This is a genomic window from Variovorax sp. P4_B10 (assembly GCF_056402375.1).
In genome coordinates, this window is sequence record NZ_JBFUHN010000102.1 from 1 (window position 1) to 20,573 (window position 20,573).

Sequence of the window (20,573 nt, forward strand, 5' to 3'; positions counted from 1 at the left end):
GACTACGACTACGCCTTCGGCGAGAGCGGCTTCTACGTCGGCAACTGGAACTCCAGCGTCAACTGGCTCAAGGGCAACAGCATCGAGAGCGACATCTACGGCGGCTACAAGTTCAAGGCCGGCCCGCTCGACATGGACGTCGGTGCGCTCACCTACATCTACCCGGGCAACTCCGCGGGCAACACCACCGAGCTCTACGTGGGCGCCACCTACGCCAACGAAAGCCTCGGCTCGTTCACCGCCAAGTACTCGCACACCGTCTCCAAGGACTACTTCGGCTATGCAGGCAACAAGGCCGGCTCGGGCCTGAAGGGCACCAACACCGGCTACCTGAACCTCGCGTACAGCAAGGAAATCGTGCCCAAGGTCACGCTGAAGGCGGCCGTGGGCTACACCCACATGTCCAGCGACATCCGCAGCCTGGGCTACAAGAGCTATGTGGACTACAACGTGGGCGCCTCGTACGACTTCGGCAACGGCCTGTCGCTCACCGGTTCGGTGCAGGGCGCCAACAAGAAGAGCTCGTACCTGGCCGTGGCCAACCCGGGCTACGACTTCGGCTTCGGCACCTTCGGCCAGACGACCTACTCGCCCAACAAGGCGCGCTTCATCCTCACGCTGACGAAGACGCTGTAGTTTTCGTCGTCACCTGGAGGTGCCTTGTTCGGGGCGCGGCGGTTGATCGGCCAGCACTACAGCCGCGCCTCTCGTGCACAGGGCACCGGGTGCTCCCCGCAGCGAAATAAAGGAGGAGCGAAGCGGGGGACATTCGCGGAGGGGAGCACCCGGTGGCCTGTGCACGCGCCCTGAACACAAGCCCCGAAACACAAGCCCCAACGATCAGCCTCAATCGATGCTGATGTTCGCAGCCTTGGCCACCTCGGCCCACTTCACCCGGTTGTCATGCACGGTCTTCTTGAACTGCGCAGGCGACTCGATGCGGATGGTGTTGCCCTGGGCCTCGAACTTCTCGCGGATCTCGGGCTGCTCGAGCACCGCCTTCACGGCGGCATTGAGCTTGTCGACGATCTGCGGGTCCGTGCCCTTGGGCGCGAAGATGCCGAACCAGATCGAGCTGTCGAAGCCCTTGGTGCCCGGCAGTCCGCTCGAGGCGATGGTGGGCACTTCCTTGACCGCTGCCACCGGCGCCGCCGTGGTCACGCCCAGCAGCCGCACCTTGCCGGCCTTGTAGTGCGGCAGCACGGTCTGCACCTGGTTCATGATGCAGCAGGTCTCGCCGCGCACGACCGAGGTGATGGCCTCGGGCCCGCCCTTGTAGGGCACATGCACCATGTTCAGCCCGAGGCGCGAGTTGAACTCGGCAAAGGCCATGTGCGTGCCGGCGCCGTTGCCTGTAGATGCATAGTTGTACTTGCCGGGGTTGGCCTTGACGAGATCGACGAACTCCTTCAAGGTCTTCACGTTGATCACGTCGGAATTGATGGTGAGCACGTTCGACACGTCGAGCACCGGCGCCACGGGCACGAAGTCGGTCTCCACGTCGAAGGGCAGCTTCTTGTAGAGCGCGGCGTTGCTGCCGTGCGTGGCGGCGGTGCCGAAGGAAAGCGTGTAGCCGTCGGGCTTGGCGTGCGCCACGTACTCGCTCGCGATGTTGCCGGCGGCGCCCGACTTGTAGTCGATGATGACCGGCCGGCCGAGCTGTCTGGCCAGCGGTTCCTGGATGGAACGGGCGACCACGTCGACGCCCGAACCGGCCGGGAAGCCCATGATCAACGTGACGGGCTGTTGCGGCCAGTCGTTCTGGGCAAAGGCCACAGGCGACGCGGCGGCGCACAGGGCGGCGCCAGCCAGCAGCAGGGAACGGCGTGAAAAACCAGAGAAGGGAGAATGGACCATGACTGTCTTTCTTCGAGGCGGGCGGTGCGGACACGAATTGTGGCGCGCGGCTCATACCTGTTCCCCCATGAGCTTATGCGCCGCGACATTTGCGCATTGCAGCCGCTCCCCATAATCGCCCCATGGTCCGTTCCTCCCAACAACTCCACCCCGCACGCGAGCCCGCGCCCGTGCGCGCCGCCGCCACCGTGCTGCTGCTGCGCGACACCGCCGCCGGCGTCGAAGTGCTGATGACCCGCCGCTCGGCCACCGCGAGCTTCGCGCCGGGCGCCTACGTGTTCCCCGGCGGCCACATCGACGCGGCCGACGAAGCCGCCAAGCGCATCGCCACCCGCCGCCCCACCCAGAGCCGCGTGCAGCGCACGCAGGCCATCGCAGCCATCCGCGAAGGTTTCGAGGAACTCGGCGTGCTGCTTGCCCGCCATGCCGACGGCAGCCCGGTGACCGCCGCGGAAATTGCCTCGATGGACCGCAGCGCCACCGCGGGCACGGGCTTCGCCGACCAGTGCGCGGAACGCGGGTTGGTTCTTTCTTCCGACCAGGTGTTCACCTTCGCGCACTGGATCACCGACCGCGACCTGCCCAAGCGCTTCGACGTGCCCTTCCTGGTGGCGCGCATGCCCGAAGGCCAGACCCCCACGGCCGACGAGAGCGAGCAGTTCGAGCCCAGCTGGGTGCGCCCGGCCGACGCGCTCGCGCGCCATGCGGCGGGCAGCTTCTTCATGATCTTCCCGACCGTGCGCACGCTGCAGCGCATGGCCGCCTATGCGACGGTCGATGCGGTGCTCGCGGCCTGCGCGCCTGCCGGCAATGGCGAGGTGCCGCTGTGGACCAGCTGCCCGCGCGCCGGCCTGCTTAAAGGCGAAGACGCGCGCTACATGGAAACCGATGCGCCCTACGGCGAGCTCGCGCTGGTGTGCCCCGACGGCCAGGTCGTGCACCCGCTCGACTGGCAGAGCGAGCACCCGGTGCCGCTCCTGAAGAACGTGCAGCGCCTCACCGCACCCAACCCCGGCGTGATGACCGGCCCGGGCACCAACACCTACATCGTGGGCGACGCGGCCACGGGCTACCTCGTGATCGACCCGGGCCCGAACGATTTCGACCACATCGGCCGCCTCTGGCGCGCCACGCACGGCAACATCCGCATGATCGTCTGCACGCACTCGCATGCCGACCATTCGCCGGGCGCCGCGCCGCTGCAGGCGCTGTGCAAGACGAACAAGCCGCCGATCCTGGGCCTGCCCTCGGCGCCGACCGCGCGCGCCGCGGCTCGCTTCACGCCCGAGCGCGCACTGGGAGACGGCGAGCGCCTCGAGCTCTCGGGCATCACCACCGAAGGACGCCTCATCACCCACACCCTGCGCGTGATCCACACGCCCGGCCACGCGGCCAACCACCTCTGCCTGGTGCTCGAGGAGGACGGCCTGCTGTTCTCCGGCGACCACATCCTCAACGGCAGCACCACGGTGATCGATCCGCCCGACGGCGACATGACGGCCTACCTCGACTCGCTCGACAACCTCGACGCGGCCTGCGCGGCGGGCGGCATCGAATTCATCTTGCCGGCCCACGGCCACGTGATCGGATTTGCGCGCATGGCCATTGCACAGCTGAAGGCGCACCGCCTGAGGCGCGAAGCCAAGATCGCCGCCGCCATGCAGCAGCTGCCCCAGGGCACGCCCGAGCAATGGCTGCCGCTCGCCTACGACGACGTGCCCGAGCGCATGTGGCCGGTGGCGGCGCGCTCGCTGGCCGCGCATGTGGCGCGCATCCAGCAGCAACAGACGGCGGCCCGATGAACAACAGACCCTCCGAAGACGAAGGTATCCGCCTCGCCAAGCGCGTGGCCGCCATGGCCGGTGTGTCGCGGCGCGAGGCCGAGCTGCTGATCGAGAACGGCGCGGTGCGCGTCGATGGCGTGCCCGCCCTGCTGCCGCAGTCGCGCGTGCAGCCGCACCAGCAGGTCGAGATCGAGGCCGGCGCCAAGCCCGAGCCGGTGCTGCCTGTCACGCTGCTGCTGTACAAACCTGCCGGCATGCCGACCGATACCGCGCACAAACTGCTGGTGGCCGCCAACCATCACGAGCCCGAGCGCGCCGGCCAGCGTTTTCTGCCGGCGCATGCCAAGGGGCAACACTGCATGACGCCGCTCGAGACCGGCGCCAGCGGCCTCGTGGCCTATACGCAGGAGTTCCGCATCGAACGCAAGCTGCAGGAAGACGCGGGCATCCTCGAACACGAGGTGATGGTCGACGTGGCCGGCACGGTGAGCCCCGAGGTGCTCGCGCGCTTCGAGCGTTCGCCGGCACGCGTGAGCATCGGCCGCCAGGCCGACGACCAGACCGGCCTGCGCTTTGCGCTCAAGGGGGCGCGGCCCGGGCAGATCGCGCACCTTTGCGACCAGATGGGCCTGACCATCGTTGCGATGCGGCGCATCCGCATCGGCCGGGTGCCGCTGGCGGGGTTGCAGCCCGGCCAGTGGCGCTACCTGGCGCCGCACGAACGTTTTTGAAGAGGACGGACAACAACGACGACGCACCGCATGTTCGCGGTCTGCAATTTTCAGTCAGCCGCGGCCTCGCGCCGCCGACAGGGAGATCGAGCCATGAGATTCGGAACACCGGCCGCTGCACTGGCCTGCACCGTACCCCTCGCATTTGTTGCGGGCTGCAGCCTCGTCGCACCGCTGCTGCCTGCCTCCGAACCTGCCGCTGCGCCACCCGCCGTGGTGTCCAAGGACGGGCTTGCACCGATCACCGGGGAGCAGGTGGAGCGCATCCGCGAGGCCATCGGTACCCAGGCACCGAGCCCGGCCGTGACGAAGGTGGTGCGCAGCGCGGCGCCCACCATCGAGTCCTTCGTGCGAGCCGAAGGCTGCATCACGGCCCGCAACGGCGCCGTGCTCAATCCCTTCGCGGCGCCGGGCCGGCTGTTCGACGGCACGGGCTTCCAGGGCGGCCCGATGGCGCAGATGCAGTACCACGACAAGACGGCCTGCGTGACCGTCAAGCGCATCCAGAACTGGAAGATGGTGTCGCCGAAGCTGCTGCGCTTCGACGTGGTCTACGTGGGCGACGACGGGGAGGAGCACTCGGTCAGGCGCCACGAGCTGATGCGCCAGCCCAGGGGCGGCTGGCTGTTCACGCGCTGAGCGGACCGGCCACGGCCGGGAGAAGAAAAAAGTGTGAAGCCCGCCGATAAGCCGGATTCTGTGCACCGAAAGCCTCTTGCGAAGCCTTCGGCGTGACCGCCATTACTCTGGGCCGTTTGTCGCCAAACGGCTCGATGCCACCTACCCGCCAGCTCAGCGGAACCACCTCAATACTGGCCTACTTGGTGTTGCTGCGCGCAGAGATTGCCCGTTTCACCCGAACTCAATCGGCTCGTCTCTGTTGCTCTGATCCTCACCTCACGGTGGAGAGTCGTTAACTCCTGCGCTGTCCTTTGCAGTCCGGACGTTCCTCCAGTGCGCTCTTTCGAGACTTGCACCAGCGGCGGTCTGGCGTGCTTCACAGGGGGATTATCGCCTCATGATGCGTTGGGTTGTTGGCGGGTCGTTCGGGGCGCGCTCACGCCGACGGTGTGCGCAGCGAAGCGAATGTCCCCCGGCGCGGCCTAGGGCCGCAGGCCTCCTCCTTTATTTCGCTGTGCAGAGCACACCATCGGCGTGATCGCTCAGAGCACTGGTTGATCGGCTGCAAACCGGCAGCGTGCCCTCGTGCACAGGGCACCGGGTGCTCCCCGCAGCGAAATAAAGGAGGAGCGAAGCGGGGGACATTCGCGGAGGGGAGCACCCGGTGGCCTGTGCACGCGCCCCGAATGCTCCAGGTCCACGCGCACTTCGCGCAGCTGGTCTCACAATGCACGCTGTCCGTCGACAACCCGCATCCAAGGAGAATTCAATGAAGGCCCAGAACATCCTCGAGACCATCGGCAACACACCGCACATCCGCATCAACCGCCTGTTCGGCAATGCAAAACAGCAGGTCTGGATCAAGTCCGAACGCGCCAACCCCGGCGGCTCGATCAAGGACCGCATCGCGCTCTCGATGGTGGAAGACGCCGAGAAGTCCGGCGCGCTGAAACCCGGCGGCACCATCGTCGAGCCCACCTCGGGCAACACAGGCATCGGCCTCGCGATGGTGGCGGCCGTCAAGGGCTACAAGCTGATCCTGGTGATGCCCGACAGCATGTCGGTCGAGCGCCGCCGGCTGATGCTGGCCTACGGCGCCACCTTCGACCTGACGCCGCGCGCCAACGGCATGAAGGGCTCCATCGCCCGCGCCGAGGAAAYCGTGGCCGGCACGCCCGGCGCGTGGATGCCGCAGCAGTTCAACAACCCGGCCAACGTCGAGGTGCACGTGCGCACCACGGCCGAAGAAATCGCGGCCGATTTCCCCGACGGCATCGACGTGATCATCACCGGCGTGGGCACCGGCGGCCACATCACGGGCGTGGCGAAGGTGCTCAAGAAAAAGTGGCCCAGGCTGCAGGTGTTCGCGGTGGAGCCGGTGGCCTCGCCCGTCATCTCCGGCGGCGCACCGGCACCGCACCCGATCCAGGGCATCGGCGCGGGCTTCATCCCGAAGAACCTCGACACCTCGCTGCTCGACGGCGTGCTGCAGGTCGATGCCGAGCCGGCCCGCGAGATGGCCCGCCGCTGCGCGCAGGAAGAAGGCATCCTCGTGGGCATCTCGTCGGGCGCCACGCTCGCGGCCATCGCGCAGAAGCTGCCCTCGCTGGCGCCCGATGCGGTGGTGCTGGGCTTCAACTACGACACGGGCGAGCGCTACCTCTCGGTCGAAGGCTTCCTGCCGGCCTGATCCAGCTATCTCTTTCATAGCGCCCTGGCGCGTAAAATCCCCGGTCTGCTTGATAACCACAAGCCACCGACATGCTGAGAATCTCCGAACTCAAACTCCCGCTCGACCACGCGCCTGATGCGCTGGTCTCATTGATCGCCAGGACCCTCGACGTCCCGCTCGAAGCGATCGCCTCCCACACCGTCTTCAAGCGCAGCTTCGACGCGCGCAAGGTCGACCTGCTCACGGTCTACATCTGCGACGTGCAGCTCGCCGATGCCAAACTCGAAGCCGCCCTGCTCGCGAAGCACGCCGCCCATCCGCACATCCAGCCCGCGCCCGACATGGCCTACGTGCCGCCGGCCGATGCGCCCGAAGGCGCGAGCCGCCCCGTGGTGATCGGCTTCGGCCCCTGCGGCATCTTCGCGGCGCTGATGCTCGCGAAGATGGGCTTCAGGCCCATCGTGCTCGAACGCGGCAAGACCGTGCGCCAGCGCACCCGCGACACCTGGGGCCTGTGGCGCAAGAGCGTGCTCAACCCCGAGTCGAACGTGCAGTTCGGCGAAGGCGGGGCCGGCACGTTTTCCGACGGCAAGCTCTACAGCCAGATCAAGGACCCGCGCTTCCTCGGCCGCAAGGTGATGGAAGAGTTCGTGAAGGCCGGCGCGCCGCCCGAGATCCTCTACGTCGCGCATCCGCACATCGGCACCTTCAAGCTGGTGAAGGTGGTCGAGAACATCCGCGAGCAGATCGTGGCGCTCGGCGGCGAGATCCGCTTCGAGCAGCGCGTGACCGATGTGCAGATCGAAGACGGTCAGCTTCGCGGCCTCACGGTGCTCGACCAGGCCACCGGCCAGACGAGCGAACTGCGCGCCGACCACGTCGTGATGGCGCTGGGCCACAGCTCGCGCGACACCTTCGCCATGCTGCACGCGCGCGGCGTGCACATCGAGGCCAAGCCCTTCTCCATCGGCTTTCGCGTCGAGCATCCGCAGGGCCTGATCGACCGCGCGCGCTGGGGCCGCCATGCGGGCCACCCGCTGCTCGGCGCGGCCGACTACAAGCTGGTGCACCACGCCAGCAACGGCCGCTCGGTCTACAGCTTCTGCATGTGCCCGGGCGGCACGGTGGTCGCGGCCACCAGCGAGCCGGGCCGCGTGGTCACCAACGGCATGAGCCAGTATTCGCGCAACGAGCGCAACGCCAATGCGGGCATCGTGGTGGGCATCGACCCGCGCGACTTCCCAGGATGGGAATCCAATTCCACGGGCGATGCGCTCGCCGGCATCGCGCTGCAGCGCGAGCTCGAATCGAACGCCTATGTGCTCGGCGGCAGCAACTACCACGCCCCCGGGCAGCTGGTGGGCGACTTCGTGGCCGGCAAGCCCTCGACGGCGCTCGGCAGCGTGACACCCTCGTACAAGCCCGGCGTGACGCCGACCGACCTGCACCAGGCGCTGCCGGCCTATGCGATCGAGGCGATGCGCGAGGCCTTCCCCGCCTTCGGCCGCAAGATCAAGGGCTTCGACCTGCACGACGCGGTGCTCACCGGCGTCGAAACGCGCACCTCGTCGCCGATCCGCATCACGCGCGGCGACGACTTCCAGAGCCTCAACGTGCGCGGCCTGTATCCGGCCGGCGAAGGCGCGAGCTACGCGGGCGGCATCCTCTCGGCCGGCGTCGACGGCATCAAGGTGGCCGAGGCGGTGGCGCGCAGCGTGCTGGCCGAGGCGGAACGCGAGCGCACGGCGAGCGTCTGATGCAAGCCCGCCCTTCCGGCCGTCAGGCCATGCGCACTCCGGCCCTGAGCCACTAGGACCCCGATGACCGGCGACGATTTTCATTTCTACGAACCCGCCAGGGGCCATGGCCTGCCGCACGACCCGTTCAATGCGATGGTCGGTCCGCGGCCGATCGGCTGGGTCTCGTCGCAGGACGAGAACGGCGTGCTCAACCTCGCGCCCTACAGTTTCTTCAACGCCTTCAACTACACGCCGCCGATCGTCGGTTTCGCGAGCATCGGCGCGAAGGACAGCCTGCACAACATCCGCCAGACACGGGAGTTCGGCTGGAACCTCGCGACCCGGCCGCTGGCCGAGCAGATGAACCGCTCGTGCGCGGCCGTGCCGCCCGAGGTGAACGAGTTCGAGCTCGCAGAGCTCACGCCCGCGGCCTCGCGCCAGATCGCCGTGCCGCGCGTGGCCGAGAGCCCCGTGTCCTTCGAGTGCCGGCTGACCCAGCTGCTGCAGCTCGAAGGCGTCGACGGCGTACCCGTGCCCACCTGGCTGATCCTCGGCGAAGTGGTGGGGGTGCACATCGCACGCCACCTGCTGAAAGACGGCATCTACGACACCGCGGCGGCGCAGCCCATCCTGCGCGGCGGCGGTCCGGCCGACTATTTCGAGATCAGCCCCGACAATATGTTCAGGATGTTCCGGCCGCGCTGACTGCGCAGAACCGGTTTTCCTGTGTTCCCCATCCATTCCATCGCGCCCATCGCCGAGCCACCCGTATGACCGACGCATCCACCGCCGCCCCGAACACGAACTCGCGCAACGCACGGCGCCAGCGCCCGGACCTGGCCGAGCAACTGCAACAGCTGAAGACCGCCGATGCAGGCGCCAGCGCAGAAGCGCCCGCCGAGCAGCAACCGCAACAACAGCAGCAACGACCGCCGCGGGCGAAGAAGCCGCGCCCGCAGGGCGACCGGCCGCAGCAACAACAGCAGGCCCGGAAGCCCCAGGCGCAGCAGCAGCAACAACGCGCGCCGCGCAAGGTCAACCCGGTGCTCGAGCGCCTGTTCGAGCTGTACCCGCAGCTCTTCGGCGCGCGCTTCGTGCCGCTGAAGCTCGGCGTGTACGAAGAATTGCTCGCGCGCCATCCCGAGGACTTCAAGGCCGAAGACCTGAAGATCGCGATGGGCCAGCATGCGCGCTCCACGCGCTACCTCGAAAGCGTGGCGGCCGGCCTGGCGCGCCATGACCTCGACGGCAATGCGCTGGACCCGGTTGCGCCCGAGCATGTGCACCACGCCATCCTCGAGCTGCATCGCCGCCGCTCGCAGCGCACCGGCGAAGACCTGCGCCCGCAGCTGGTGGCACGCATCGCCAAGGCGATCGAGGCTTCGGGCCTCGACCGCGAAGCCTATGCCGTGCTCGTGCGTTCGCGCGACGAGAACAACAACGCCGTCGTCGACGAGGCGCTGGCCGAGCTGGCACAGCAGGCCGCCAAGCGCGAGGCGCTGCTGCGCGCCTTCGAGGCCAGCGGCCGCAGCGAGCAGGAGTTCGCCGAGATGTACGGCATGAAGCCGGGCGACGTGGCGCGCACCCTGCAGCACGCACGCGCCGAACGGCCGGCGCCCGCGGCCTGAGCGGACCGATTTCACGATTTCGCGGCAAACGGCCGCGCGTCAAGAAACGTTTTCATACATTTCAGTTACATTTCCCCGGCCCATTTCGGGCGGAGGAGAACGTCAATTGAAAAGAGTCATCCGGCTGCTGCTCGCAGCCGTGGCCGTTTCGGTGTTCGCGAGCGGTTGCGCCGTCAATCGCGCGACGGCCACCGTCGACCCCTCGGCAAATCTCGACAAGCTGCGCATCGTGCAGGTCAAGAAAACCGAGGGCGAGGACGGCACGATCCAGAAGCTGATCGCGAGCGACCTGCGCAAGCGCGGGTACGAGGTGCCGGAGGAAGGCAAGGCCCCTGAAAAGGTCGACGCCGTCGTCACGTACGTCGACAAGTGGATGTGGGACATGACCATGTACCTGCTCGAACTCACGGTCATGGTCCGCGACCCGAAGTCCGACTTCCCGCTGGCCAGCGGCAACTCGTTCCACACCTCGCTCACACGCCTCTCGCCGCCCGCAATGGTCGACGAGGTTCTCGGCAACATCTTCAAAGAATCGGAAAAACTGAAATGATCCATCAAGCCTTTCGCCGCGCCGGTGCGCTGGCCGTTCTCGCCGTTGTCGTCGTCCTGGCAGGTTGCGCCTCACCGGCCAACCGCGAAGCCATGACGGCCACCAGCATCGCTTCGAGCAAGAAGCTGCCTTACTCGCTGTCGGTGAAAACTGGCGGCGGCAACGAAACGAGCGCCATGGGCAGCTCGGAAATCTCCAACGCCGACCTGCGCGCCGCCATCGAGAAGTCGGTCACGCAGACGGCCTTGTTCAAGGAAGTCGTCAGCGGCAAGAGCGGCGACTACGAGCTGTCGGTCTCGGTCGCCAAGTTGACCAAGCCCATGTTCGGTGCCTCGTTCACGGTCGAGATCGAAGCTGGCTGGTCGCTCATCAAGACCTCCGACAAATCGGTGGCCATGCGCGAGGTCGTCAAGTCGACCTACACGGGTGGCGCGTTCGATTCGCTGGTAGGCACAACCCGCCTGCGCATGGCGGTGGAAGGCGCCGCGCGCAACAACATCAAGAAGGGTCTGGAAGCCGTCGCGGCGCTCAATCTCTGACCGGGCGACGCACGGTAAAGAAAAAAGGGGCTGGTCGATCGACCAGCCCCTTTTTTTGTCTTGCCGTTCGGCTCAGCGCGCGTTCTGCAGCGCAGCGATGCGCTCTTCGATCGGCGGGTGCGTGGCAAACAGCTTGCCGATGCTGCCGGTGATGCCCATGGCCTCGACCGCCTTGGGCAGTTCGCCGGCTGGCAGGCCGCCGAGGCGCGCGAGCGCGTTCATCATCGGCTGCTTCTGGCCCATGAGCGCGGCCGCACCGGCATCGGCGCGGAACTCGCGCTGGCGCGAGAACCAGGCCACCACGATCGCGGCGGCAAAGCCCAGCACGATGTCGAGCACGATGGTGCTCACGTAGTAGCCGATGCCGGGGCCCGACGAGCGGTCGTCGCCGCGGCGCAGGAAGCTGTCGACCGCGTAGCCGATCACGCGCGAGAGGAACACGACGAAGGTGTTCATCACGCCCTGGATCAGCGTCATCGTGACCATGTCGCCGTTGGCGATGTGGGCGACCTCGTGGCCGATGACGGCCTCGACCTCCTCGCGCGTCATGTTCTGCAGCAGGCCGGTGGACACGGCCACGAGCGACGAGTTCTTGAAGGCGCCGGTCGCGAACGCGTTGGGCTCGCCTTCGAAGATCGCGACCTCGGGCATGCCGACGCCGGCCTTGTCGGCGAACTTGCGCACGGTGGCGACGATCCAGGCCTCGTCGGGCGACTGGGGGTTGTCGATCATGCGCAGGCCGGCCGTCCACTTGGCCATGGGCTTGCTGATGAGCAGCGAGATGATCGCGCCGCCGAAGCCCATGACCAGCGCGAAGCCGAGCAGCGCCGTCAGGTTCAGGCCGGTGCCCGTGAGGAAGCGGTTGACGCCGAGCAGGCTCGCGACGATGCCGAGCACAGCGACGACCATCACGTTGGTCAAAACGAACAGAAGGATACGTTTCAAGTTGGATTCTCCGTGGGAACGCTGCCGTTCAGATGAGGACCGGCGGGCCCTCTTCAAGCCGTGCGACGACGTGGGCGCCTCTTTGTTTTTGGATACTGGCGACAACCCCGGCATGGCGGCTGCGGGTAGAGCAATGATAGGAGCAAAAGTTCTACGGACGGGGGCGGAAGACCTTCGGATCGTCGTAGTACTCGGCCGACACGTTGTCTGCACACCATCCGGGTATGCCCAGCACCGGGAGCGGCACGAAGGGCTTCTGCGCGAGCCGCTGAGGGCTCAGGCTCTGCGCCAATGCCGCGTCGTCGAGGGCCGCCGAGCGGTCTGCATCGGGCAGCGGCAGCAGCACGTGTGCCGTGGCGGCCTTCCGGGGCGCGACGAGCTTTTCGAGCAGCGCATGGCCGAACACGAGCAGCCGCGCCTCGGACCACAGGGCCCGATGCGTCACGAAAAGGGTCGGCCAGTCGCGCGCGACGAGCGCCTTCCACAGCGCGGCGGGGGCATCGAGCACCGCACCGTTCTCGTCGAACAGCGTGAGTGCATCGCGCAGCGGGCCGCGCGTGGCACCGATGCCGGTGCGGGCGATTTCGGYGGCCTGCAGCGCGTTGAGGCGGCGCTTGGCCTGCGGAAAGGCGAGCCAGACCAGCCCGTTGAAGAAGTCGTGCAGGTTGTCGCGGGTCGGCACGGTGCGGGTCTGGAAGATGTGGGCTTCGTAGGCTTGCCCCGCGGGCAGGCTGTCCTGCCGCACGAAGTCAGGCACCGGGGCGGGTTTCACGGCTTGCAGCGCAGCAGCGACCGACGTGCGGCACGCCGCCTGCGCCGCCGTTTCGCCATCGGCGCGATAGGGCGCGAGCCACGGCTGCGCCCAGTCGATCGCCGGCAGGGTCAAGGCGCGGGCGCTCCCGTCCAGCGGATACGGTCCGGGTGCTGCAGCACGGCGAACTCCGAGGTGAGCTTGTCGAACAGCTTGAGCGAGCTGCCGTGCTTGCCGAGCAGCCCGGCCGCGCGCAGGGCCTGCGCCACGTCGTTGAGCGGCACGTCGGTGCCGCCGCGCAGGGCGGGCACGGCCTGCAGGATGAATTCGGCAGCCTCGGAGGTTGGCCGCGGCGCGGGCTTGGCGGCGGCCCGGGGCGTTTTCCTGGCGGCGGTCTTCGCCGCGGTCTTCTTGGCGGGTGCGGTCGCGCTCTTCGTCTGCGCGGCCTTCGCAGTCTTCGCGGCGGGCACCTTGGCCGCAACCTTCTTCGCTGCAGCGGTGCGGGCAGCGGGCTTCACGCTGCTGTGGTGCGCGAGGTCGATGAAGCTGTCGTACACGCCAACCGTTTCTTCGCCCGTCTTGCCCTGCTGGCCGATGCCGCAGACGCGGCAGCCCTTTTCGCGCAGGCGGACCACGAGCGGCGCGAAGTCGGAATCCGAGGACACCAGCACCACCACATCGGGCCGCTCGGCGATCACGAGGTCGGTCGCATCGACCGCGAGCGCGATGTCGGTGCTGTTCTTGCCGGCCGAGAGGTTCACCATCGGCCGCACCGACAGCCGCTTGAAGAGCGCCTGCCGGTTGACGGCCATCTCGGCGTTGCAATAGGCCCGGCGCACATGGATGGCACCGTACTCGTCCATCGTGCGCTGCACGGCCTGCTCGATCACGTCGGCCGAGACGTTGTCGGCATCGATCAGCAACATCACGCGCAGCGCCGGTGTCATGCGAGTTTCCAGTGGATGGTTTCGCCGCCGCGCAGGGGCTTGAGCGTGGCCTCGCCGTAGGGCACGGTCTCGGGCACGGTCCAGCTTTCGCGCTTCAGCGTGACGGTGTCGGTGTGGCGCGGCAGTTCGTAGAAGTCGGGGCCGTGGAAGCTCGCGAAGCCTTCGAGCTTGTCGAGCGCGTTCACGCTGTCGAAGGCCTCGGCATAGAGCTCGATGGCGGTCAGCGCGGTGTAGCAGCCGGCACAGCCAAGCGCATGCTCCTTCAGGTGCGCCGGGTGCGGCGCGCTGTCGGTGCCGAGGAAGAAGCGGTCGCTGCCGCTGGTGGCCGCCTCGACCAGCGCCACGCGGTGCGTCTCGCGCTTGAGCACCGGCAGGCAGTAGTAGTGCGGGCGGATGCCGCCGGTGAAGATGGCGTTGCGGTTGTAGAGCAGGTGGTGCGCGGTGATGGTGGCTGCCGTGAAGCGGCCGGCATCGCGCACGTAGTGCGCGCCCTCTTTCGTCGTCAGGTGCTCGAACACCACCTTGAGCTCGGGGAAATCGCGCCTGAGCGGAATCATCACCCGGTCGATGAAGACCGCCTCGCGGTCGAACAGGTCGACGGCCGGGTCGGTCACCTCGCCGTGCACGAGCAGCAGCAGGCCGTGCTTCTGCATGGCCTCGAGCGTCTTGTAGGTGTGGCGGATGTCGGTCACGCCGGCATCGCTGTTGGTGGTGGCACCGGCGGGATAGAGCTTGAGCGCGCGCACGCCGGCCTCGGCGGCCAGCGCGATTTCTTCGGGCGGCAGCCTGTCGGTCAGGTAGAGCGACATCACCGGCTCGAAGGCGGTGCCTTCGGGTACGGCGGCGCGGATGCGGTCGCGGTAGGCCACGGCCTGCGCGGCGGTGGTCACGGGGGGACGCAGGTTCGGCATGATCAGCGCGCGGCCGAACTGGCGCGCGCTGTGGGGCACGACGGCTTCGAGCGCGGCGCCATCGCGCACATGCAGGTGCCAGTCGTCGGGGCGGGTGATCGTGAGGGTGTCTGTCATGGCCCATCCATTGTCGCATCGCCCCCTCTCCGGCGCCCTCGCGGCCGCAGCCCCCCGAGGCACGCCCGTTGCTTGACGTCCGGGGCGGATCGGCCGAAGGTTCGGCCGGCACAGGCCACCCGCAAGACAAAGAGGAACACCCGCGATGCTGTCCACAGCGATGCTTTACTTTCGCGAGACCGCCAAGGCCGGCTCGCTGCGCCGCGCCGCGGAACAGCTGGGCGTGGCGCCGAGCGCCATCAGCCGCCAGATCGCCAAGCTAGAAGGCGAGCTTCAAACCGCCCTGCTCGATCGCCGCGCCAACCGCACCACGCTCACGCCGGCCGGCGAGCTGGTGCTGGCGCATGCCGACCAGGCGCTGCAGAACAGCGAGGCGCTGCGCGGCGCCTTGCAGGAGCTGACCGGCCAACCTGCCGGCACCGTGCGCATCGGCAGCATCGAGGGCATGGTCGGCCACTTCCTGGCCAACAACCTGGCGCGCTTCCAGAAACGGCATCCACAGGTGAAGGTGCAGGCCTCGGTGGTGGGCTCGCGTGCGGTGCTCGAAGCGCTGCAGGAAGGCCGTATCGACATTGCGCTGGCCTTCAACCTGCCCGAACGCCATGCCTTTCGCGAGCATGCGCGGCTGGAGCAGCCGCTGTGCGCCATCGTCGCGCCCACGCATGCGCTGGCGCGGCGGCGCAGCGTGTCGTTCCGCGAGCTCGAAGGCCACCGCGTGGCGCTGCCCGACCGCTCGTTCCAGATCCGCCACCTGGTCGACCGCATCGCGTCGAAGACGCAGGTGTCGCTCGACCTGGTGATCGAGACCAGCACGCTCGACATGGCCAAGGGCGTGGTGCGCAACAGCGACCTCATCACCTTCCTGCCGCGCTATGCCGCGCTGCACGAGGTGTCGAACGGCGACCTGTGCGCCGTGCCGCTGCAGGAGCGCGACTTTGCCGCCACCGCGACCAGCCTGCTCACGCTGCCGGGGCAGCGCCAGTCGCCGGCGGCGCGCGCGCTGCTCGAAATGCTGGCCACCAGCATGGGGCGCTACGGCGGCACCGCCGCGCCGCGTTCTGATTCCGGCAACACGCGCGTGCAGAAATGAGACTTCCCGCCGAGTCCGTCGCTCCCTACATTGGGCGCTGACCAGGAAAGACGGCATGACCACCCCAAGCACCGAAACCATTGCGTTCCCCGAAGGCGGCTACCGCTACGCGAAGGGCGTTTTCCAGTACTCCGCCGGCGTGGCGGCGCTGCCCGGCTTTGCCATCGAGCGGGTGCGCTTCCAGCGGGCCGTGCCGCTGGCGGACGGCTTCGACGCCATCGCGGCGCACCTGGGCGCCGTCGGCCGGCCGCTCACCGCGCTGTGCGCCTGCGAACTGCGCTCGCCCGCACCGTTCTCGGAGCGCGGTTTTCACGACTTCAACCGCCTCTATGCCGGCACGCTCGAACGCTGGCAGCTGGTGCGCGGCGACCGCAACCCGGTGGCGCGCACCAACGTGTGCCCGCGCGTCGGCGCACCGGCCACGCCGGCCTTCCAGGCCTTCTCGTACACCGTGCCGGCCGACGACGATGCCGGCCCGCCGAGCTTCGTGGTCTCGGGCGGCGGCGAGGCACCCGACGGCCATGCGAGCTATCGCGACGTGATGGTCCGCCTGGGCGACACCAGCCCCGACGGCCTGCGCGCCAAGCTCGGCTACGTGATGACCGAAATGGAACGCCGCCTCGCCGTGCTGGGCTTCGGCTGGCGCGATGCCGCCGCGGTGCAGGCCTACACGGTGCATGACATCGGCGCGCTGGTGTTCGACGAGATCGTGCAGCGCGGCGGGCTCACCACCGGCCTGACCTGGCACCTGGCGCGGCCGCCGATCGTGGACATGGAAGTCGAGATGGACCTGCGCTGCGCGCGGCGGGAGATCGCGCTGTCATGGCCTTGAATCGGCCAGGGGCTATCGGCCTGCTGGCACATGTCGTGCTTGAGAGTTTCTTTGGTCTTTTTCGTCATCCCACACCGGAGTTCCATGTGAAGCGTGCCGCCCCCGCCCTGTCCCTGAAACCCCTGGCCGCCTGCGCGGCGCTCGCCACCCTGGTCTTCGCCGCGCCCGCCGCGCTGGCCCAGGAAAAAACGCTGCGCATCGCCATGACCGCAGCCGACATTCCGCGCACCCTCGGCCAGCCCGACCAGGGCTTCGAAGGCAACCGCTTCACCGGCATCCCGATCTACGACTCGCTCACGCAGTGGGACCTGTCGAAGGCCGACGCACCCAGCGTGCTGATTCCCGGCCTCGCCGCCTCGTGGGCGGTCGACGCGAAGGACAAGACCAAGTGGGTCTTCAAGCTGCGCCCCGGCGTCAAGTTCCACGACGGCTCGGCCTTCAACGCCGACGCCGTGGTGTGGAACGTGCAGAAGGTGCTCGACAAGGACGCGCCGCAGTTCGACCCCAGCCAGGTCGGCGTGACCGCCTCGCGCATGCCCACGCTGCGCACCGCGCGCAAGATCGACGACCTCACGGTCGAGCTCACCACCAGCGAGCCCGATGCCTTCCTGCCGATCAACCTCACGAACCTGTTCATGGCCTCGCCCGCGCAGTGGCAGAAGAAGTTCGACGCCGCCGCCGGCGCAACGCCCGCCGACAAGGCGAAGGCGGCCTGGACCGCCTTCGCCGCCGATCCGGCCGGTTCGGGCCCGTTCAAGGTCACGCGCTTCGTGGCGCGCGAACGCCTGGAGCTGGCTGCCAACAAGACCTACTGGGACGCCCGGCGCGTGCCGAAGATCGACAAGGTCGTGATGATCCCGATGCCTGAAGCCAACGCGCGCACCGCCGCACTGCTGGGCGGGCAGGTCGACTGGATCGAGGCGCCCTCGCCCGACGCCATGGCGCAGATCACGCAGCGCGGCTTCAAGATCTATTCGAACGCACAGCCGCATGTGTGGCCGTGGCAGCTGTCGTTCGCCGAAGGCTCGCCCTGGCTCGACAAGCGCGTGCGCCAGGCCGCCAACCTGTGCATCGACCGCGGCGGCATGAAGCAGCTGCTGGGCGGCATGATGGCCGAGCCCAAGGGCACGGTGCCGCCGGGCCATCCGTGGTTCGGCAAGCCGGGCTTCGACATCAAGTACGACGTGAAGGCCGCGCAGGCGCTCATGACGCAGGCCGGCTATTCGGCCGCCAAGCCGATCAAGGTGAAGGTGCAGATCTCGGCCTCGGGCTCCGGCCAGATGCAGCCGCTGCCGATGAACGAGTTCGCGCAGCAGTCGCTCAAGCAGTGCTTCTTCGACGTGCAGTTCGACGTGATCGAATGGAACACGCTCTTCACCAACTGGCGCAAGGGCGCCAAGGACCCGTCGGCCAACGGCGCCAACGCGGTCAACATCAGCTTCGCGGCGATGGACCCGTTCTTCGCGATGGTGCGCTTCGTGAGCACCAAGGCCTTCCCGCCGGTGTCGAACAACTGGGGCTACTACGGCAACGCCGAGATCGACAAGCTGGTGGCCGATGCGCGCACCAGCTTCGACGACAAGGCACGCGATGCCGCGCTCGCCAAGTTGCACACGCACATCGTGGACGATGCGCCCTTCGTCTGGATCGCGCACGACGTGGGTCCGCGCGCCATGTCGGCCAAGGTGAAGAACGTGGTGCAGCCAAAGAGCTGGTTCATCGACATCGCGACGATGACGATGGACTGACCGCCTCCTTCCTTCCAGCCAGCCAGCCACGAGCCAGCCACCATGTTCGCTTACCTCCTGCGCCGCGTGATCTACGCCGTGCCGATCATGATCGGCGTGGCTCTCGTGTGCTTTCTGCTCGTGCACATCGCGCCCGGCGATCCGCTGGTGTCGATCCTGCCGCCCGACGCCTCCGCCGATCTGCAGGCGCAATTGCGCGAGCTCTATGGCTTCAACCGCTCGCTGCCCGAGCAGTTCGCGATGTGGGTCTGGCGCGCGCTGCACGGCGACCTGGGCGTGTCCATCGCCAGCAACCGCGCGGTGGCCGGCGAGGTGTTCACGGCCGTGGGCAACACGCTGCGGCTCGCGGTGGTGGCCACCTTCATCGGCTTCGTGCTGGGTTGCCTGTTCGGCTTCGTGGCGGGCTACTTCCGCAACTCGTGGGTCGACCGCTTTGCCTCGATGCTGTCGGTGCTCGGCGTGAGCGTGCCGCACTACTGGCTGGGCATGGTGATGGTGATCGTGTTCTCGTCGCAGCTCATGTGGCTGCCGGCCACGGGCGCGGGCCCGAGCGGCTCGGACGACTGGGCCTGGGACTGGGCGCACCTGCAGTTCCTGCTGCTGCCGGCGCTCACGATGTCGGTGATTCCGATGGGCATCATCGCGCGCACGGTGCGCGCGCTGGTGGCCGACATCCTCGACCAGGAGTTCATCGTGGGCCTGCGCGCCAAGGGGCTCACGCACGTCGGCGTGTTCCGCCACATGGTGAAGAACGCAGCGCCCACGGCGCTGGCGGTGATGGGCCTGCAGCTGGGCTACCTGCTGGGCGGCTCGATCCTGATCGAGACGGTGTTCTCGTGGCCCGGCACCGGCTTCCTGCTGAACTCGGCCATCTTCCAGCGCGACCTGCCGCTGCTGCAGGGAACGATCCTCGTGCTGGCGCTGTTCTTCGTCGTGCTCAACCTGCTGGTCGACGTCTTGCAAACCCTGCTGGACCCGCGCATCGCGCGGGCCTGAAGAAGAGAAAGCCGCAACACCATGTCCACCGTGCTCGCTTCTTCTCCCACTGCCGCAGCCGTCGAACCGCTGCCGGCCCAGCGCTCGCGCGGCTACTGGGCCTCGGTCTGGCTGCGCTTTCGCCGCGACCCGGTCGCCATCGGTGCGGCCGTCGTCGTGCTGCTGCTGATCGCGCTCGCGCTGTTCGGCCCATGGCTCGCACCGTCCGACCCGTACCAGTCGTCGATGCTCAAGCGGCTCAAGCCCATCGGCACCGAGGGCCTGCCCTTCGGCAGCGACGAGCTGGGCCGCGACATGCTCTCGCGGCTGATCGTCGGCGCGCGGCTGTCGCTCTTCATCGGCATCACGCCGGTGCTCTGCGCCTTCGTGCTGGGCACGGTCATCGGCATCGTTGCCGGCTATGCGGGCGGGCTGACCAACACGCTGATCATGCGCACCATCGACGTGTTCTACGCCTTTCCCTCGGTGCTGCTGGCCATTGCGCTCTCGGGCACGCTGGGCGCGGGCGTGGTCAATTCGCTGATCTCGCTGACCATCGTGTTCATTCCGCAGATCGCGCGCGTGGCCGAAAGCGTGACCACGCAGGTGCGCACCCGCGACTACGTGGAAGCGGCGCGCGCCTCGGGCGCCAGCCCCTTCACCATCGTGCGGGTGCATGTGCTGGGCAATGTGCTCGGGCCCATCTTCGTCTACGCCACCAGCCTGATCGCGGTGTCGATGATCCTGGCCTCGGGCCTGTCGTTCCTGGGCCTGGGCGTGAAGCCACCGGAACCCGAGTGGGGCCTGATGCTCAACACCCTGCGCACCGCGATCTACGTGCAGCCGTGGGTGGCGGCGCTGCCGGGGGTGATGATCTTCATCACGTCGATCTCCTTCAACCTCCTGTCGGACGGTCTGCGTTCGGCGATGGACAACAAGGGCTGAGCATGGGGACTTGTCTTTTTGCTTGTCGCGTTGTGTTTGAAGTTCGTTGTTCGGGGCGCGCTCACGCCGACGGGGTACCTTGCTCCGCGAATGTCCCCCGGCGCGGCCTAGGGCCGCAGGCCTCCTCCTTTATTTCGCTGCGCAAGGCACCCCATCGGCGTGATCGCTCAGAGCACTGGTTGATCGGCCGC

20 protein-coding genes and 1 other RNA gene are annotated in these 20,573 nt (G+C 67.9%); 15 read left to right on the plus strand and 6 right to left on the minus strand.

All coding sequences use genetic code 11. The annotated features are described in order from the left end of the window. Positions 1-636, plus strand: a 636-nt coding sequence (locus tag AC1DXX_RS29860) for a TorF family putative porin (protein ID WP_478137821.1), incomplete at its 5' end; no start/stop codon positions are given. A 210-nt stretch (positions 637-846) separates the two neighbouring features. On the opposite strand, the gene AC1DXX_RS29865 is transcribed toward AC1DXX_RS29860, so the two are convergent. Then, positions 847-1,857 carry a Bug family tripartite tricarboxylate transporter substrate binding protein gene (locus AC1DXX_RS29865; protein WP_478137822.1) on the minus strand — a complete coding sequence of 337 codons (1,011 nt, stop codon included), beginning with the start codon at positions 1,855-1,857 and terminating at the stop codon, positions 847-849. Between the two features lie 122 nt (positions 1,858-1,979). Here AC1DXX_RS29865 and AC1DXX_RS29870 point away from each other — a divergent pair, with 122 nt between their 5' ends. The 3 genes from AC1DXX_RS29870 to AC1DXX_RS29880 all read left to right on the plus strand — a co-directional run bounded on the left by AC1DXX_RS29870 (position 1,980) and on the right by AC1DXX_RS29880 (position 5,011). Continuing rightward, the gene (locus tag AC1DXX_RS29870; RefSeq protein WP_478137823.1) at positions 1,980-3,659 is read left to right on the plus strand and encodes an MBL fold metallo-hydrolase; all 1,680 of its coding nucleotides are present in this window, start codon (positions 1,980-1,982) and stop codon (positions 3,657-3,659) included. Continuing rightward, the gene (locus AC1DXX_RS29875; protein WP_478137824.1) at positions 3,656-4,372 is read left to right on the plus strand and encodes an RNA pseudouridine synthase; all 717 of its coding nucleotides are present in this window, start codon (positions 3,656-3,658) and stop codon (positions 4,370-4,372) included. Before AC1DXX_RS29870 ends, AC1DXX_RS29875 begins: the two co-directional genes overlap by 4 nt. A gap of 93 nt (positions 4,373-4,465) precedes the next feature. Then, positions 4,466-5,011, plus strand: a complete 546-nt coding sequence (locus tag AC1DXX_RS29880) for a hypothetical protein (RefSeq protein ID WP_478137825.1) — start codon at positions 4,466-4,468, stop codon at positions 5,009-5,011. Positions 5,012-5,042: 31 nt separating this feature from the next. On the opposite strand, the gene rnpB is transcribed toward AC1DXX_RS29880, so the two are convergent. Further along, an RNA gene (gene rnpB / locus AC1DXX_RS29885) (RNase P RNA component class A) lies at positions 5,043-5,371 on the minus strand. 391 nt (positions 5,372-5,762) lie between these two features. Between rnpB and cysK the strand changes: the two genes are divergently transcribed. From cysK to AC1DXX_RS29915, 6 genes are all read left to right on the plus strand, one after another. Beyond that, positions 5,763-6,683: a cysteine synthase A gene (gene cysK / locus AC1DXX_RS29890; protein WP_478137826.1), complete on the plus strand. Its 921-nt coding sequence runs from the start codon at positions 5,763-5,765 to the stop codon at positions 6,681-6,683. Positions 6,684-6,754: 71 nt separating this feature from the next. Then, complete coding sequence (locus AC1DXX_RS29895) at positions 6,755-8,422, plus strand: NAD(P)/FAD-dependent oxidoreductase (protein ID WP_478137827.1); 1,668 nt, start codon at positions 6,755-6,757, stop codon at positions 8,420-8,422. 63 nt (positions 8,423-8,485) lie between these two features. Then, positions 8,486-9,109, plus strand: coding sequence for a flavin reductase family protein (locus AC1DXX_RS29900; RefSeq protein WP_478137828.1), 624 nt, complete (start codon positions 8,486-8,488; stop codon positions 9,107-9,109). Between the two features lie 65 nt (positions 9,110-9,174). After that, entirely contained in the window at positions 9,175-10,032 is an 858-nt protein-coding gene (locus tag AC1DXX_RS29905) for a ProQ/FinO family protein (RefSeq protein WP_478137829.1), read from the plus strand. 106 nt (positions 10,033-10,138) lie between these two features. Next, the gene (locus tag AC1DXX_RS29910; RefSeq protein WP_478137830.1) at positions 10,139-10,582 is read left to right on the plus strand and encodes a hypothetical protein; all 444 of its coding nucleotides are present in this window, start codon (positions 10,139-10,141) and stop codon (positions 10,580-10,582) included. After that, complete coding sequence (locus AC1DXX_RS29915) at positions 10,579-11,121, plus strand: hypothetical protein (protein WP_478137831.1); 543 nt, start codon at positions 10,579-10,581, stop codon at positions 11,119-11,121. Before AC1DXX_RS29910 ends, AC1DXX_RS29915 begins: the two co-directional genes overlap by 4 nt. Positions 11,122-11,193: 72 nt before the next feature. Here AC1DXX_RS29915 and htpX read toward each other — a convergent pair whose 3' ends face one another. The 4 genes from htpX to pyrC form a co-directional block, all read right to left on the minus strand. Then, a complete protein-coding gene (gene htpX / locus AC1DXX_RS29920; protein ID WP_478137832.1) occupies positions 11,194-12,066 on the minus strand; it encodes a protease HtpX in 873 nt (290 codons plus the stop codon). A 151-nt stretch (positions 12,067-12,217) separates the two neighbouring features. Next, on the minus strand, positions 12,218-12,952 hold the full coding sequence (locus AC1DXX_RS29925; RefSeq protein WP_478137833.1) for a DUF3025 domain-containing protein: 735 nt from the start codon (positions 12,950-12,952) through the stop codon (positions 12,218-12,220). Beyond that, positions 12,949-13,764 (minus strand): NYN domain-containing protein, encoded by an 816-nt coding sequence (locus AC1DXX_RS29930; protein ID WP_478137834.1) that lies wholly within the window; start codon positions 13,762-13,764, stop codon positions 12,949-12,951. The genes AC1DXX_RS29925 and AC1DXX_RS29930 overlap by 4 nt, the downstream gene beginning before the upstream one ends. After that, on the minus strand, positions 13,761-14,792 hold the full coding sequence (gene pyrC, locus AC1DXX_RS29935; protein WP_478137835.1) for a dihydroorotase: 1,032 nt from the start codon (positions 14,790-14,792) through the stop codon (positions 13,761-13,763). Before pyrC ends, AC1DXX_RS29930 begins: the two co-directional genes overlap by 4 nt. A gap of 145 nt (positions 14,793-14,937) precedes the next feature. Here pyrC and AC1DXX_RS29940 point away from each other — a divergent pair, with 145 nt between their 5' ends. The 5 genes from AC1DXX_RS29940 to AC1DXX_RS29960 all read left to right on the plus strand — a co-directional run bounded on the left by AC1DXX_RS29940 (position 14,938) and on the right by AC1DXX_RS29960 (position 20,382). Further along, positions 14,938-15,882 carry a LysR family transcriptional regulator gene (locus AC1DXX_RS29940; RefSeq protein ID WP_478137836.1) on the plus strand — a complete coding sequence of 315 codons (945 nt, stop codon included), beginning with the start codon at positions 14,938-14,940 and terminating at the stop codon, positions 15,880-15,882. 55 nt (positions 15,883-15,937) lie between these two features. Further along, positions 15,938-16,714, plus strand: coding sequence for a 2-amino-5-chloromuconate deaminase CnbZ (gene cnbZ / locus AC1DXX_RS29945; RefSeq protein WP_478137837.1), 777 nt, complete (start codon positions 15,938-15,940; stop codon positions 16,712-16,714). Positions 16,715-16,800: 86 nt separating this feature from the next. Then, positions 16,801-18,462 carry an ABC transporter substrate-binding protein gene (locus AC1DXX_RS29950; RefSeq protein WP_478137838.1) on the plus strand — a complete coding sequence of 554 codons (1,662 nt, stop codon included), beginning with the start codon at positions 16,801-16,803 and terminating at the stop codon, positions 18,460-18,462. Positions 18,463-18,504: 42 nt separating this feature from the next. Then, positions 18,505-19,458, plus strand: a complete 954-nt coding sequence (locus tag AC1DXX_RS29955; RefSeq protein ID WP_478137839.1) for an ABC transporter permease — start codon at positions 18,505-18,507, stop codon at positions 19,456-19,458. A 21-nt stretch (positions 19,459-19,479) separates the two neighbouring features. Beyond that, positions 19,480-20,382, plus strand: a complete 903-nt coding sequence (locus tag AC1DXX_RS29960; protein ID WP_478137840.1) for an ABC transporter permease — start codon at positions 19,480-19,482, stop codon at positions 20,380-20,382. Positions 20,383-20,573 lie beyond the last annotated feature (191 nt).